Genomic DNA, 14,969 nt, shown 5'->3' with positions numbered 1-14,969 from the left:
AGAAAGTAACCAAAGAAAGCAGCTTCTCATCGCCCGCGGTCACACGCACGTTGGCCATGCTTGCCAGCCCCTGGTGGCCCTCGCCTAAGTGTCGCCCTCGAAGGACTTACCGGGCTTGGCTCGCGCACGGTCTGACGCATCGCATCGCTTGCGTTATTGGTTCAGCACCAAATGGCTCCGGCCCGCTTCGCGGCCGATGGGTCAATCGGGTCGGCGTGCGCTTCTTCTTCGACGGTTTCCCTCGCATACCCAACGGCAGCGCGTAGCGCTGTGCCGAAGCTATTTGGTGCTGAACCAGCGCGCTCAAGGTTATGGTTTGTCAGACCGTGCGCGAGCCAAGCCCGGTTGGGCCTATGAGAGCCACACTTAGGCGAGTGCCACTTCCGGCTGGCAAGCATGGCCAACGTGCGTGTGACCGCGGGCCTGAACGAGCTGCTTTCTTTGGTTACTTTCTTTGCAGCAGCAAAGAAAGTGACTGCCGCCCCGCACAGGGGCAGAGCTAATAGACCAAAAAGAACCCGGGATCCGGCGACAACCCAAGCAAACCGCCCCTCCGAACCGCACCGTCAACTTACAGCCTGTCAGGCACATCACATGCAACGCTCCCATCACGTTCAACGAGAAGAGGGAGAAGCACCATGAGTCGCAAAATCGCATTGATCGCACTGACATCCGCCATGCTCGCCGCCACCGGCGCGGCACAGGCCAAGGGCTGCGTCGAAGGCGCGGCGGTCGGCGGCGTGGCGGGACACGTCGCGGGCAAGCACGGCACGGCGGGCGCGGTCGGTGGCTGCGCGATCGGCCATCACGAAGCCAGCAAGAAGGACAAGAAGGCGCAGCAAGCCAACGCGGCGAGCGGGACCGACGCCAAGTAAGACGGCAAACAAGCATCGCCCGGATCGGCGCCACGGCGCGCGCCGATCCGAGCCGCTAGAATGGCCGGATTGCCGGCCGCGCGACGCCACGCGTTGCGCGCGCCTCGTTTCGACAAGGCCATCACAGCGATCCCATGACAGCGTCCACGGACCCGATCCAGCACTTCGCCTCCGACAATTACGCAGGCATCTGCCCCGAAGCGCTGCAGGCGCTCATCAATTCCAACACGAGCGGCCACGAACCCGCCTACGGCGACGATTCGTGGACCACGCAAGTCTGCGACCGCATCCGCGATCTCTTCCAGACCGATTGCGAAGTCTTCTTCGTATTCAACGGCACCGCGGCGAATTCACTCGCGCTCGCTTCGCTGTGTCAGTCGTATCACTCGGTGATCTGCCACGAGCTCGCGCATATCGAAACCGATGAATGCGGCGGCCCCGAGTTCTTCTCGGGCGGCTCGAAGCTGCTCACCGCCCGCGGCGAGAACGGCAAGCTCACGCCCGATGCAATCGAGGAACTCGTCACGAAACGCGCGGACATCCACTATCCGAAGCCGAAGGTCGTCGCGCTCACGCAAGCAACGGAAGTCGGTACCGTGTACACGGTCGAGGAAATCCGCGCGATCGCCGCGATCGCCAAGCGCCGTCATCTGAAAGTGCACATGGACGGCGCGCGTTTCGCCAACGCGGTCGCGACGCTCGGCGTGCATCCGTCGGAGATCACGTGGCGCGCGGGCGTCGACGTGCTGTGCTTCGGCGGCACGAAGAACGGTTTGCCGGTGGGCGAGGCGGTCGTGTTCTTCGACAAGGCGCTCGCCGCCGATTTCGCGTATCGCCTCAAGCAGGCGGGACAGCTCGCATCGAAAATGCGCTTCATCTCCGCGCCGTGGCTCGGTCTGCTCGATGACGACGTGTGGCTGCGCAACGCGCGTCATGCGAACGCGATGGCGCAACTGATGGCCGAGCGCCTCGTCGAGATTCCCGGCGTGAGTCTGCTCTTCGAGCCCGAATCGAACGCGGTGTTCGCGGAACTGCCAACGCACGTCGCGGCCGCGCTGCGCGCGAAGGGCTGGCGCTTCTATCAGTTCATCGGTTCCGGCGGCTGCCGCCTGATGTGCGCATGGGACACGCAGCGGGAAACCGTCGAACGCTTCGTCGATGACGTGCGCACGCTGGCCGCGTCGACCTAACCCCGATTGACACGCGCGTCGCAGCGCTCCAACATGCCCGCACATTCCTCACCGGTTCCCGCGCAATGGCCTATATCTTCTACCTGACTCATATCCATCTCGGCTACGACGCGCTGCAGTCGCTGGAAAGCGAATGCGCGCGCATCGGCGTGAAGCGTCCGCTCGTCATCACCGATAAAGGCGTCGCGGCCGCGGGCCTCGCCGATCGCGTGATCGAAAGCGCGAAGCTGGGCGCGTTGCCGATCTTCGACGATACGCCCTCGAATCCGACCGAAGCGATGGTCATGCGCGCCGCGGAGCAATACCGGCGCGAAGGGTGCGACGGGCTGATCGCGGTGGGCGGCGGCTCGTCGATCGATCTGGCGAAGGGCGTCGCGATCGCGGCGACGCACGACGCGCCCCTGACGAGCTTCGCGACGATCGAAGGAGGCAGCGGCAAGATCACCGAGCGGTCCGCGCCGCTGATCGCGGTGCCGACCACGTCGGGCACGGGCAGCGAAGTGGCGCGCGGCGCGATCATCATCCTCGAAGATGGGCGCAAGCTCGGTTTCCATTCCTGGCATCTGTTGCCGAAATCCGCGATCTGCGATCCGTCGCTGACGCTCGGCCTGCCGCCGTCGCTCACGGCCGCAACGGGCATGGACGCGATCGCGCATTGCATCGAAACGTTTCTCGCGCCCGCATTCAATCCGCCCGCCGACGGCATCGCGCTCGACGGACTCGAACGCGCGTGGGCCAATATCGAGCGCGCGACGCGCGACGGTCAGGATCGCGATGCGCGCCTGAACATGATGTCCGCATCGATGCAGGGCGCGATGGCGTTTCAAAAGGGCCTGGGCTGCGTGCATTCGCTGTCGCATCCGCTGGGCGGGCTCGCGGTGAACGGGCGCACGTCGCTGCATCACGGCACGCTGAACGCGGTGGTGTTGCCCGCGGTGCTGCGCTTCAACGAGAGCGCGCCGACGGTCGTCGCGGACCGGCGCTTCGCACGCATGCGCCGTGTGATGAATCTCGCGGAGAACACCGATGTCGCGCAGGCGGTTCACGACATGACCGCGCGCCTCGGCTTGCCGACGCGCCTTTCGCAGATGGGCGTCGAAGAAAGCATGTTCGACAAGGTGGTGAAGGGCGCGCTCGCCGATCATTGCCACAAGACGAATCCGCGCGAGGCGAGCGCCGACGATTATCGACGCATGCTGACGGAGTCTCTCTAAGCGATGAGCAAGCCGGTCCCGACCACGCGCGCGGACTACGCGCACTTTCTCGCGATCAGCACGCGCTGGTCGGACAACGACGTCTACGGACACATCAACAACGTCGTCTATTACAGCTACTTCGACACGGTCGTGAACGAGTATCTGCTGCGCGCGGGCGTGCTCGATTTCAGCGAGGGCGAGACCATCGGCCTCGTCGTCGAGACGCGCTGCAACTTCTTCGCGCCGGTCGTGTTCCCCGAGCCGATAGAGGCGGGCTTGCGCGTCGAGAAGCTTGGCAACACGAGCGTGCGCTACGAAGTGGCGATCTTCACGCAAGGGTCGGACGTCGCCGCCGCGCAAGGGCATTTCGTGCATGTCTACGTGGATCGCGTGACGCGCAGGCCGGTGCCGCTGCCCGCGCCGCTCGTCGATGCGCTGAAGCCGCTCATCACCGGCTGAGGGTCGCGTCTTGCTTCAGTGGTTCTGCGTGAGTCTGCTCAACGGCGTGAGCGTGGGCTTGCTGCTCTTCATGCTGTCGGCGGGACTGACGCTGATTTTTTCGATGCTCGGCGTGCTCAACTTCGCGCACGCGAGTTTCTATATGCTCGGCGCGTATGTCGGGCAGGCGCTCGCCGCGTATGGCGGATTCTGGTTCGCGTTGATCGTCGCGCCGATCGTTGTCGGCATTGCGGGCGCGCTATTCGAGCGACTGTTGCTGAGACGCGTGCACGCGCGCGGCGCGCTCGGGCAAATGCTGCTCACGTTCGGCGCGGCCATCGTGATTGGCGAGGGCGTCAAGCTCGTGTGGGGGCTCGGGCCGTTGCCGGCGGCGATTCCTCCCGTGCTCGATGGTCCGCTTTTCACGCTCTACGGCGCGTCTTTCGCGCGCTATCGCGTGTTCATGATGACGATCGCCGTGCTGATGCTCGGCGCGCTCTGGCTCGTCTTGCGCATCTCGAAGACGGGCCTCGTCGTACGCGCGGCGCTCACGCATCCCGCCACGGTCGAAACGCTCGGCCACGACGTGCCGCGCGTGTTCACGATGGTCTTCGCCATCGGCACCGCGCTCGCCGCGCTCGGTGGCGTGATCGGCGCGCCGCTCGCCGTCATCGAGCCGGCGATGGCCGATGCGATGGGCCCGATCGTGTTCGTCGTCGTCGTGATCGGCGGGCTCGGGTCGCTCGGCGGCGCGCTCGTCGCGTCGCTGCTGATCGGCTGCGTGCAGACCTTCGCGGTGGGCGCGAGCGCGTCGGCGGGCAGCATCGCCGCATCGCTCGGCGTGACGCTTCCGGCCGCGTGGAGCGCGTTGACGGTCGCGCAGCTCGCGCCCGTGCTGCCTTATCTCGTGCTCGTCGCGATGCTCGCCGCGCGGCCGCGCGGACTCTTCGGCGAGCGCACACACGATGCCTAGGTTTCTCGCGCTCGTCCTCGCGCTCGCGCTGCCGCTCTTCTTCGATCAATCCTGGCTGCTCGCGTATTGCGCGCAGACCGCGACGCTCATCGTCTTCGCGCTCTCGTACAATCTGCTGCTCGGCGAAACTGGCCTGCTGTCGTTCGGCCACGCCGTGTATTCGGGGCTCGGCGCGTTCGCCGCCGCGCATGTGTTCAATCGCTACGGCGTGCCGTTGCCGCTCTTGCCGGTCATCGGCGGATTCGCGGCGATGCTCGTCGCCATCGTGTTCGGCGCGATCTCGACGCAGCGCGCGGGCACGGCTTTCGCGATGATCACGCTCGGCATCGGCGAACTCGTCGCTGCGTGCGTGTGGCTCGTGCCCGGATGGTTCGGCGGCGAGGGCGGCGTGACGATCGATCGCGCGAGCGGGCCGTCGTTGTTCGCCTGGAGCTTCGGACCGCTGCGCGAGGCCTACGCGCTGATCGCGTGCTGGTGCGTGGTCGCGGCGCTCGCGATGTTCGCGTTGTCGCGCACGCCGATGTGCCGCCTCGCCAACGCCGTGCGCGACAACCCCGCGCGCGCGGCCGCGATCGGTTTCGCGCCGGCGCGCGTGCGCTTCACGATGCTGGTCGTGTCGGCGTTCTTCGCGGGTATCGCGGGCGTGCTGTCGTTGATCAACGTCGAGCTGGTGTCGTCGGAAGGCGTGGGCCTCGCGCGCTCGACGAGCGTGCTCGTCGCGACGGTGATCGGCGGAGCGGGCGCGTTCTTCGGGCCGGTGATCGGCGCGGTGCTGCTGACGTTCTTCAGCGTCGCGGTGGCGAGCGTGAGCGCTGCGTGGCCGATGTATCTCGGGCTCTTCTTCGTGTGGGTCGTGATCGCCGCGCCGGAGGGCGTGGCCGGTCTGCTCCGGCGCGATGGGCGATCGCTGTGCTTCGGCGCGATCAGCGCGTTGGTGTGGAGCGTCGCGGTCATCGTGCCGGTCGAAGCGCTCTATGCGGGACGAATCGACGTGCGTGCGTGGCTCATCGCATTGCCGTGCGCCTTGCTGGGTCTCTGGCTCGCGCGACGCACGAGGGCCGCGCGATGAACGCCGCGCTCGAACTGCACGGCGTGACCAAACGCTTCGGTGCGACGCGTGTGCTGCGCGGCGTCGATCTGCACGTTGCAGAGGGCGAACGGCATGCGCTCATCGGACCGAACGGTGCGGGCAAGTCCACGCTCTTCGATCTGATCTCGGGACGTGCGCGACCCGACGACGGGCGCATCGTCGCGAAGGGAATCGACATCACGGGCAAGCCGCCGCAGCGTGTCTCCCGAACGCTCGCGCGCAGCTTCCAGACGACGAGCGTGTTCGGCGGTTTGTCCGTGCTCGACAATCTGCATTGCGCGGCGCTGGGCGCGTCGTCATCGCGCTTTATCGACCGATGGCTGCCTTCGCGAAAAATCGATGCGCGCGCACACGCGATGCTCGATGCCATCGGCCTTGCCGAACGCGCGTACGAACTCGCCGCGCGGCTCACATACGCGGAGCAACGCGCGCTCGATCTCGGCATCGCGCTCGCAACCGACGCGCCGCTCATCCTGCTCGACGAACCCACCGCCGGCATGAATCGCGCGGAGGCCACGCGCGCGCTCGCGTTGATCCGGGCGACGACGCAAGGGCGCACACTGCTCGTGATCGAGCACGACATGGATGCGGTGTTCAGTCTCGCGGATCGCATCTCGGTGCTCGTCCAAGGGCGCGTGATCGCGACCGGCACGCCTGCCGCGATCCGTGCGAATCGTGATGTGCGGGAAGCGTATCTCGGCGGAGTCGCAACATGAACGCGCCATTGCGCATCGACAATTTGCGCGCGTGGTATGGCGCGGCGCAGGTGCTGCATGGGGTGAATCTGTGCATCGGCGAAGGGGAAGTGGTCGCGCTCGTCGGCCGTAACGGCTCGGGACGTTCGACGCTCGCGAAGGCCATCATGGGACTCGTGCGATGCGCGGGCGACATGCGTTATCGCGATGTTCAACTCGTCGGTTTGAGGCCGCATCGTATTGCGCGGCTCGGGATCGGTTACGTGCCCGAAACGCGTGACGTGTTTCCCGCGCTCACCGTGCGCGAAAACCTGTTGCTCGGCGAGAGGAAAGGCACGCGCTTTTCGCTGGGCGACGCGTATCGGTTGTTTCCTGTGCTCGAAGAACGCGCGTCGGTGAAAGCGGGGGCGTTATCGGGCGGCGAACAGCAGATGCTCGCGCTGGCACGTACGTTGACGGGCGATCCGTCGCTCGTCGTCATCGACGAACCCGGCGAAGGGCTCGCGCCGCAAGTGCTCGCGCAAGTGGCCGGATGCCTCGCGATGTTGCGCGAACGCGGGGTCGCGATGCTGCTGATCGAAGAGCGATTGACGATCGCGAGCATGCTCGACGCGCGCGTCGCGGTGATGGGGCATGGGGCGATTCAGTTCGATGGCGCGATCGAGGTGCTCGTGGCGAGCGAGCATGTTATGCGGGATTGGGTTTCGATAGGGTAGAGCGTCGTTGCTTGACGTGCTTCGGTTTTTCGCCGGATCCCGTTTTCGCGTTGGTTTATTAGCACTGCCCCTGTGCGGGGCGGCAGTCACTTTCTTTGCTGCTGCAAAGAAAGTAACCAAAGAAAGCAGCTCGTTGAGGCCCGCGGTCACACGCAGTTTGGCCATGCTTGCCAGCCCGCGGCGGCACTCGCCTAAGTGTCGCCCTCGAAGGCCCAATCGGGCTTGGCTCGCGCACAGTCTGTCGTCTCGCACTGCTTCACTGACTGGTTCAGCACCAAATGGCTCCGGCCCGCTTCGCGGCCGACGGGTCAATCGGGTCCGCACATGCTCTCGTGCTAACGCGGCCATCTCACTGCATTCGCATTCCACTGGTTTCCCTTGCATACCCAACGGCAGCGCGTAGCGCTGTGCCGGAGCTATTTAGTGCTGAACCAGTGCGCTTAAACATTTGGCTCGTCAGACCGTGCGCGGTCCAAGCCCTTATCTGCTTGCGGGGGCACTCGCTACAGCCGGGCCATTCAGCCAATCGTCTGTGCCGCGGCCGGCGTGAAGTGCTTAGGCTGGGGAAAGCTGTTTCTTTGGTTACTTTCTTTGCAGCAGCAAAGAAAGTGACCCCCGCCCCGGGGAGGGGCAGTGCTAATAGACCGACGCGAAAACGGGATCCGGCAAAAAACCCGTCCCGCGTCCAACGCCATCGGCTAGCTCGAAGCCTTGCTATCCCTCTCCACGATCCACTCATGCTTCGGATCGTTCTTGAAGTGCCACGTGCGTTTGCTTCCCGCCATCACGTTGAGATAGTAGTTGTCGTATCCATAAGGCACGACCACCGGATGATACCCACGCGGCACCATCACGACATCGTGATTCTCGACGGCCATCGTTTCGTCGAGGTCGCGCTCGTCGGTATAGACGCGCTGAAACGCAAACCCTTGCGGCGGATTCAGCCGATGGTAGTACGTCTCTTCGAGCGAACTCTCGACGGGCACATTGTCCTGATCGTGCTTGTGCGGCGGATAGCTCGATGCGTGTCCGCCCGGCGTGCGCACTTCGACCACGAGCAACGACTCGGCCGCTTCCGTTTGCGGAAGAATGTCGCACACGTAGCGCGTATTGGCGTTCCTGCCGCGCGTCGAGCGCTTCATCTGCGACGGCTCGATCAGCCGCGGCGGAAGATCGCCCTTGGCGGGTGCGCTCGCGACGCCGATTTCCGCATCGCGCTCCGCACGCACGATCGCCGCGAGCTTGGGCGGCACATAGACCGCATACGGTGCGGCGTCCTCGAACACGCTGTCGCGCGAGCCGATCGACTGATAATGCTCGTCGCCCGCTTCGACGCTCACTGTGCCCGTCAGCACGACGATGCAGCTCTCGCGATCGGCGTCGTACACATGCACGACATCGCCCGCGTTCAGGCGATACGCCGCGAAGCCGACATGCTTCCAGCCCGCGGAATCGGGCGTGACGCGCGCGATAGTTTGTCCTTCGCGCGATGCTTTGACCAGCAGGCTCATGCTGCCTCCTTGAATGTTCCATCGACGAGCGCGCGCAGCGTGCGATAGCCCTTGTCGGCATACGCATAGCTCGGAGAGATCACCGGATCCTGTTCCGCTTCGACGACGAGCCAGCCGTCGTAATCATGTTTCGCGAGACACGCGATGATGCCCGGATAGTCCACGCAGCCATCGCCGGGCACGGAGAACGCACCGTTGATGACCGCATCGAGAAAACTCCAGTTGCGATTGCGCGCGAGCTTCACGATGTCCTGCCGCACGTCCTTGCAATGCACATGACACACGCGGGCGATGTGCTTTTGCAGCACGCTCAGGGCATCGCCGCCCGCGAACGTGATGTGCCCCGCGTCGAACAGCAGACCGACTGCATCGTTTGTCAGGGCCATGAGGCGATCGACATCCGCGGGCGTTTCGACATACGCGCCCATGTGATGATGATAGGCGACGCGCACGCCGCGCGTGAGCGTGAATTCGGCGAAGCGGTTCAGGCGCTCGGCGTATTCGTTCCACTGCGCATCGGAGAAGAAGCGCGGACGTTGATAGAGCGGCCGCGGCGCGCCCTGGATCGAATGCGCTACCTCGCCGTAGACCATCACGGTCGCGCCGTTCTTCGCGAGCAGATCGAGATGCGGGCCGACGGCTTCGATTTCCTCTTGGGCGCTGCGCTCCGCGAGCCTGCCGGAGTACCAGCCGGACACGAGCGCGAGATCGTATTGGGCTAGCAGCGATTTGAGCGCCTGCGGTTCGCGGGGGAACTTGTTGCCGAGCTCGAATCCCTCGTAGCCGATTTTTTTGCCTTCGGTCAAGGCGGTGGACAGTGGGGTCTCGCCGCCGAGCGAGGGCAAGTCGTCGTTCATCCACGACAGGGGGTTGATGCCGATGCGGACGTTTAATGCCATGGTTTTGTCCTTGTGGTTTTGATGGTGCTTCGCGTTTTGTTTCGCCGGATCCCGATTACTTTTTGGTTTATTAGCGTTGCCCCTGTGCGGGGCGGCAGTCACTTTCTTTGCTGCTGCAAAGAAAGTAACCAAAGAAACAGCTATCCCCAGCCTAAGCACTTCACACCGGCCGCGGCACAGGCGATTGGCCTAATGGCCCGGCAGTAGCGAGTGCCCCCACAAGCAGACAAGGGCTTGGACCGCGCACGGTCTGACACCTCGCACCACACAAGAAACTGGTTCAGCACCAAATAGCTCCGGCCCGCTTCGCGGCCGATGGGTCAATCGGGTCGGCGCAGACCTTCTTGCTAAAGCCGCCATCTCATGCACTGCACATGCGCTCCGTTGGTTTCCCTCGCATACCCAACGGCAGCGCGCAGCGCTGTGCCGAAACTATCTGGTGCTGAACCAGCGCCCTAAAACAACTAGCTCGTCAGACCGTGCGCGATCCAAGCCCGATTGGGCCTGTGGGGGCGACACTTAGGCGTGTGCCATTGGCGGCTGGCAAGCATGGCTAACGTGCGTGTGACCGCGGGCTTAAACGAGCTGCTTTCTTTGGTTACTTTCTTTGCAGCAGCAAAGAAAGTGACCCCCGCCCCGGGGAGGGGCAGTGCTAATAAACCGACACGAACACAGGATTCCACGACAAAAACCCCCCCTAAAACCCCCGAGCCTTGACCGCCCGCTCATAACCCTCCCGAGCAACGACCACCGCAGCGCGATCAGAAACCTCGGGCACGGCGACTTCCCACCACCATCCACCTTCCTCGGTAGGCCGAGCCGGATCGGTATCGATAGAAATCAGATAACTTCGATCCGCCGCCCGCGCGCGCTTCATCGCCGCTTGCAGTTCATCGATACCAGCCACATGCTCCGACAACGCCCCAAGCGCCCGCGCATGCATCGCGAAATCGATCTCCGGCGCCCCGAGCGCGCCTTGCTTGCAATCATCGATAAGGTTGTTGAACGGCGCCCCCCCGCAAGCCTGCTGCAATCGATTGATGCAACCGAACCCGCGATTGTCGAGCAGCACCACAATCAACTTCGCGCCGAGCATCACGGAACTGGCGAGTTCGCTATTCATCATCAGATAGCTGCCGTCGCCGACGATCACGATCACCTCACGTTCCGGCCGCGCGAGCTTCACGCCGAGACCGCCCGCTATTTCATAGCCCATGCACGAATAACCGTATTCGACGTGATAGCCGCCCGGCTTACCGGTGCGCCAGAGCTTCTGCAAATCCGCAGGCAAGGTGCCGGCCGCACACACGACGATGTCGTTCGCAGGCGATTCATCGTCCGAGCGCTGCACCGCGCCGATGACATCGGCTTCCCGCGGCAACGAGCCATCCGCGACAGGCGTGTTCGTCACATGCGCGACGGTCTCGCGCCATTCGTTCGCGAGCCGGTGCGCCCGCGTCGTCCATTGCGGCGATGCGCGCCAGTCGCCGAGCGCGGCCGACAGCGCATCGAGCGCGACGCGCGCATCCGCCTGCACAGCGACAGCGTTCTGCTTCAGCGCATCGAACGGATTCGCATTGATCGCGACGAGCCGCGCTTGCGTAAAGAGCGTGTTCGATCCGGTCGTGAAGTCCTGCAGGCGCGTGCCGACGGCGAGCACGCAATCGCTCGCATGCGCGAGTTCGTTCGCCGCCGACCCGCCCGTCACGCCGATGCCGCCCGCATTCAACGCATCGTCCCACGCAAGCGCGCCTTTGCCCGCCTGCGTCTCCGCGACCGGAACGCCGTGCTTGTGCGCGAACGCGCGCAAGGCATCGGTCGCGAGTCCGTAGAGCACGCCGCCGCCCGATACGATCATCGGTTCACGTGCTTCACGCAGCATCGCGGCGGCACGTTCGATCTCGCGCGGAATGGGCGCGGGCGCATGAAACTCGACCACCGGCGGCTCGAAGAACGAAGCAGGGTAGTCATACGCCATCGCCTGCACGTCCTGCGGCAGCGCGAGCGTGACCGGGCCGCACAGCGCCGCATCGGTGAGCACGCGAATCGCGCGCGGCAATGCGCTCAGCAACTGCGCGGGATGCACGATGCGATCGAAGTATCGCGACACCGCTTTCAGTGCATCGTTCGCGGACACGCCACCGTCATGACCGTCTTCGACCTGCTGGAGCACCGGGTCCGGCGCGCGCGACACGAAGATATCGCCCGGCAGCAAAAGAACCGGCAGCCGGTTCACATGCGCGAGCGCGGCGGCCGTCACGAGATTGGTCGCGCCCGGTCCGATGGACGTCGTCACCGCCATCATGCGACGGCGCATGTGCGCCTTCGCATAAGCGATCGCGCTATGCGCCATCGCCTGCTCGTTGTGCGCGCGATACGTCGGCAATTCATCGCGATGCCGATACAGCGCCTCGCCGATGCCCGCGACATTGCCGTGCCCGAAGATCGCGAACACGCCGCCGAAAAGCGCTTCGCCATGTTCGGTGCGAAGCGCCGCGAGATAGCGCACGACGGCCTGCGCGGCGGTCAGTCGAATGGTGTTGTTCACGGCAGTTTCAGTTTGCGTAGCACGCTGGTTCATGCGGCTTGCTCCTGTTTGATCCGATGGTCTTCGACATGCGACGCCGCACGCGCATCGCGCCATGCACCGATCAGCGCTTCGAACGTGCGGCGCACACGCGCAATCAATTCGCGGTCGTCGATCTCGTTCGCGAGCCACGCATGGCTCGGCTCATGAAAGATCGTGCGTCCGACGGTGAAGCCCTTGCAGGTCTTCGACGATGCCGCCGCCCTGAAGCCATCGCGCAACTGATCGACAGCCGCCGAGAGCCCGAGCAGCACGACGCCCCGGCAATACGGATCGCGTTCGGCGATGAGCGCATCGATCGCCTGCCATTGCTTCGCGCTCATCGGTTCGAGCTTCCACCATTCCGGATAGATGCCGAGGTTGTAGAGACGCTTCAACGCGCGATACACGGTGTCGTCTTCCACAGGCGGACCGTTCTTCGGCACGATCACTTCGAGCAGCAGTTCGTTGCCGCTTTCCTGCACGGCATCGTAGAGCGCGCGAATCTGTGCTTCCTGTTCGAGCCGCACGTCATGCGGATGATCGGGGTGATACTGCACGAGACACTTCGCGACCTGCTCGCGCGGCCATTGAACGAGCGTCGTGCCGATCGAGCGGCCGTGATCGAACACGAGCGGCATCGAGCCCGGCAATTCGACGGGACGTCCGACCCACCAGCCGCGCCCGGTCGCCGCGTTCAGCGCATCCTGCCCGTAGCGATCGTCGATCAGAACGCCGATGCGTCCTTCGAGCCCGAGTTCCTTTTCCGTCTGCGCGACGGCATCGACGAACAGGTTCTTCAATGTCGCGATGCGCGTTTCGCTCGCGCCCGTCTGCTGCGCCAGATCGAAGAACTGGTTGCGATGATCGAACGCGAAGCCGAGCACTTCATCCCATTGCCTGCGCTTCGGACTCACGCGATGCAGCCGCGCCAAGGTCGCATCGCGGTCCGGTCGGCGCATGCGCACGGGATCGTCCTTGGCCGCGGCGAGAAAGTAGTCGAGTTCGGCGGGCGTGGGCATCGCGGGTGCGCAGCCGTGACGCGACACAACGAGCGCGCCGCATGCATTGGCCGTGCGCGCGCAGGCTTCGAGCGGCTCGTCGCGCAGCCAGCCCGAGAGGAAGCCGGACGCGAACGCATCGCCCGCGCCGAGCACGTTGAGCACTTCGACCTCGACGCCGCCGTGTATCGGCGCATCGTCGATGGAAGCGGGCACGTCGCCCTCGATGATCGAGCAGCCGAGCGGCCCGCGCTTCACGACGAGGGTCGCGCTCGTGACGCTGCGGACCATCGCGAGCGCATCGGTCAGACGGTCCTTGCCGCCCGCGATGCGAAACTCTTCTTCGGTGCCGATCACGAGATCGATCAGCGGCAGGATGCGCTGCAGATGCGCGGTGACGCTTTCATTCGCGATGAAGCGCGTCTCGCCATCGGCCTTGCCCGTGAGGCCCCACAGCACCGGCCGATAGTCGATGTCGAGAATCGTGCGCACGTCGTTGCGGCGCGCATATTCGAGCGCGCGGCGGCTCGTGCGGTTCACCTGTTCGGTGGAGAAGTGCGTGCCCGTAATGAGCAACGCTTTCGACGACGCGATATACGCTTCATCGAAGTCGGCTTCATCGACGGCCATGTCCGCGCAGTTCTCGCGATAGAACACGAGCGGGAATGTGTCGCGGTCTTCGAGGCCGAGCAGCACGAGCGCGGTGAGCCGTTCAGGATCGATGCGCACATGGCTCACATCGCAGCCTTCGCGTTCGAGCGTCTCGGTGAGAAAGCGCCCCATGTGATCGTTGCCGACGCGGGCGAGCATCGACGAATCGAGACCGAGCCGCGCGCAGCCGAACGCGATGTTCGCGGACGAGCCGCCGAGATATTTCGCGAACGTCGATACGTCTTCGAGACGCGCGCCGACCTGCTGCGCATAGAGATCGACGGCGAGGCGTCCGAGGCACACGATATCGCGCGTGCGATCCGGCGCAAAGCGAGAAGTATTTTGTGTTGGCATGGTTTCCATGTCCTCAGATCGTCGCGCCTTCGAGTTCGGTCATCATCTGCTGCATTTCGGCGCCGCCCGCCATCATGTCGAGCACTTCGTTCTTGCTGATGGTGTCCTTCGTATAGGTGCCCATCGAGCGGCCGCGATTGAGCAGCGTGAACGAATCGCCGATCGGATATGCGTGATGGACGTTGTGCGTGATGAAGATCACCGAGATGCCTTTCTCGCGCGCCTTGTGAATCAGCTTCAGCACGTTGAAGCTCTGCTTCACGCCGAGCGCGGCGGTCGGTTCGTCGAGGATCAGCACGCGTGCGCCGAAGTGGATCGCACGGGCGATCGCGAGACATTGCTTCTCGCCACCGGACATCGTGCCGATAGGCTGATGCGGATCGCGCACGTTGATGCCCATTTCCGCGAGCTTGGCGCGCGAGGTTTCGGCGGCGAGGTCGAGGTCCATCACGTTGAACATGCCGAAGCGCTTCTTCTGCGGCTCGCGTCCCATGAAGAAGTTACGCGCGACGGAAAGAAGCGGCACGAGCGCGAGATCCTGATACACCGTCGCGATGCCGAGATCGAGCGCTTCCTTCGGCGAATCGAAATGGACCGGCTTGCCATCGACCAGATAATCGCCGGAAGAGGGCGTATGGACGCCTGCCAGCGTCTTGATGAGCGTGGACTTGCCCGCGCCGTTATCGCCGAGCAGGCAATGCACTTCGCCGCGTTTGAGCCGCAACGTGACGCCGTTGAGCGCGATCACCTTGCCGAAAAACTTGCTGACGTTCTCGAGTGCGAGGATGTTGTCGTCGTTCATGTCGGTTCTCCT

Annotated in this window: 13 protein-coding genes; 8 read left to right on the top strand and 5 right to left on the bottom strand. The window is 64.4% G+C overall.

Annotated features, from left to right (window positions below; all coding sequences use genetic code 11):
• Window positions 1–638: 638 nt before the first annotated feature.
• The 8 genes from IAG25_RS15580 to IAG25_RS15545 all read left to right on the top strand — a co-directional run bounded on the left by IAG25_RS15580 (window position 639) and on the right by IAG25_RS15545 (window position 7,173).
• Window positions 639–875, top strand: a complete 237-nt coding sequence (locus tag IAG25_RS15580) for a hypothetical protein (protein ID WP_187605665.1) — start codon at window positions 639–641, stop codon at window positions 873–875.
• 155 nt (window positions 876–1,030) lie between these two features.
• Window positions 1,031–2,065, top strand: a complete 1,035-nt coding sequence (locus IAG25_RS15575) for a threonine aldolase family protein (RefSeq protein ID WP_187606116.1) — start codon at window positions 1,031–1,033, stop codon at window positions 2,063–2,065.
• Between the two features lie 65 nt (window positions 2,066–2,130).
• Window positions 2,131–3,279 carry an iron-containing alcohol dehydrogenase gene (locus IAG25_RS15570; RefSeq protein WP_187605664.1) on the top strand — a complete coding sequence of 383 codons (1,149 nt, stop codon included), beginning with the start codon at window positions 2,131–2,133 and terminating at the stop codon, window positions 3,277–3,279.
• Window positions 3,280–3,282: 3 nt separating this feature from the next.
• Complete coding sequence (locus IAG25_RS15565; protein WP_035509244.1) at window positions 3,283–3,720, top strand: acyl-CoA thioesterase; 438 nt, start codon at window positions 3,283–3,285, stop codon at window positions 3,718–3,720.
• A gap of 70 nt (window positions 3,721–3,790) precedes the next feature.
• The gene (locus tag IAG25_RS15560; RefSeq protein WP_255503785.1) at window positions 3,791–4,672 is read left to right on the top strand and encodes a branched-chain amino acid ABC transporter permease; all 882 of its coding nucleotides are present in this window, start codon (window positions 3,791–3,793) and stop codon (window positions 4,670–4,672) included.
• Window positions 4,665–5,741 (top strand): branched-chain amino acid ABC transporter permease, encoded by a 1,077-nt coding sequence (locus tag IAG25_RS15555; RefSeq protein WP_187605662.1) that lies wholly within the window; start codon window positions 4,665–4,667, stop codon window positions 5,739–5,741. Before IAG25_RS15560 ends, IAG25_RS15555 begins: the two co-directional genes overlap by 8 nt.
• Window positions 5,738–6,478: an ABC transporter ATP-binding protein gene (locus IAG25_RS15550; RefSeq protein WP_187605661.1), complete on the top strand. Its 741-nt coding sequence runs from the start codon at window positions 5,738–5,740 to the stop codon at window positions 6,476–6,478. The genes IAG25_RS15555 and IAG25_RS15550 overlap by 4 nt, the downstream gene beginning before the upstream one ends.
• Complete coding sequence (locus tag IAG25_RS15545) at window positions 6,475–7,173, top strand: ABC transporter ATP-binding protein (protein WP_187605660.1); 699 nt, start codon at window positions 6,475–6,477, stop codon at window positions 7,171–7,173. The genes IAG25_RS15550 and IAG25_RS15545 overlap by 4 nt, the downstream gene beginning before the upstream one ends.
• 698 nt (window positions 7,174–7,871) lie before the next feature.
• On the opposite strand, the gene iolB is transcribed toward IAG25_RS15545, so the two are convergent.
• From iolB to IAG25_RS15520, 5 genes are all read right to left on the bottom strand, one after another.
• Window positions 7,872–8,684, bottom strand: coding sequence for a 5-deoxy-glucuronate isomerase (gene iolB, locus IAG25_RS15540; RefSeq protein ID WP_187605659.1), 813 nt, complete (start codon window positions 8,682–8,684; stop codon window positions 7,872–7,874).
• Window positions 8,681–9,583 (bottom strand): myo-inosose-2 dehydratase, encoded by a 903-nt coding sequence (gene iolE / locus IAG25_RS15535; protein ID WP_187605658.1) that lies wholly within the window; start codon window positions 9,581–9,583, stop codon window positions 8,681–8,683. Before iolE ends, iolB begins: the two co-directional genes overlap by 4 nt.
• Before the next feature lie 697 nt (window positions 9,584–10,280).
• Window positions 10,281–12,164, bottom strand: a complete 1,884-nt coding sequence (gene iolD / locus IAG25_RS15530) for a 3D-(3,5/4)-trihydroxycyclohexane-1,2-dione acylhydrolase (decyclizing) (protein ID WP_187605657.1) — start codon at window positions 12,162–12,164, stop codon at window positions 10,281–10,283.
• Window positions 12,161–14,155: a bifunctional 5-dehydro-2-deoxygluconokinase/5-dehydro-2-deoxyphosphogluconate aldolase gene (locus tag IAG25_RS15525; protein WP_187605656.1), complete on the bottom strand. Its 1,995-nt coding sequence runs from the start codon at window positions 14,153–14,155 to the stop codon at window positions 12,161–12,163. Before IAG25_RS15525 ends, iolD begins: the two co-directional genes overlap by 4 nt.
• 13 nt (window positions 14,156–14,168) lie before the next feature.
• Complete coding sequence (locus IAG25_RS15520; RefSeq protein WP_035509225.1) at window positions 14,169–14,957, bottom strand: ATP-binding cassette domain-containing protein; 789 nt, start codon at window positions 14,955–14,957, stop codon at window positions 14,169–14,171.
• Window positions 14,958–14,969 lie beyond the last annotated feature (12 nt).

Origin of the sequence: Caballeronia sp. EK, assembly GCF_014384845.1 — a bacterium.
Taxonomy (GTDB): Bacteria; Pseudomonadota; Gammaproteobacteria; order Burkholderiales; family Burkholderiaceae; genus Caballeronia; species Caballeronia jiangsuensis.
The sequence above is the reverse complement of the archived record's forward strand: the minus strand, read 5'-3'. Positions and strand labels throughout refer to the sequence as shown.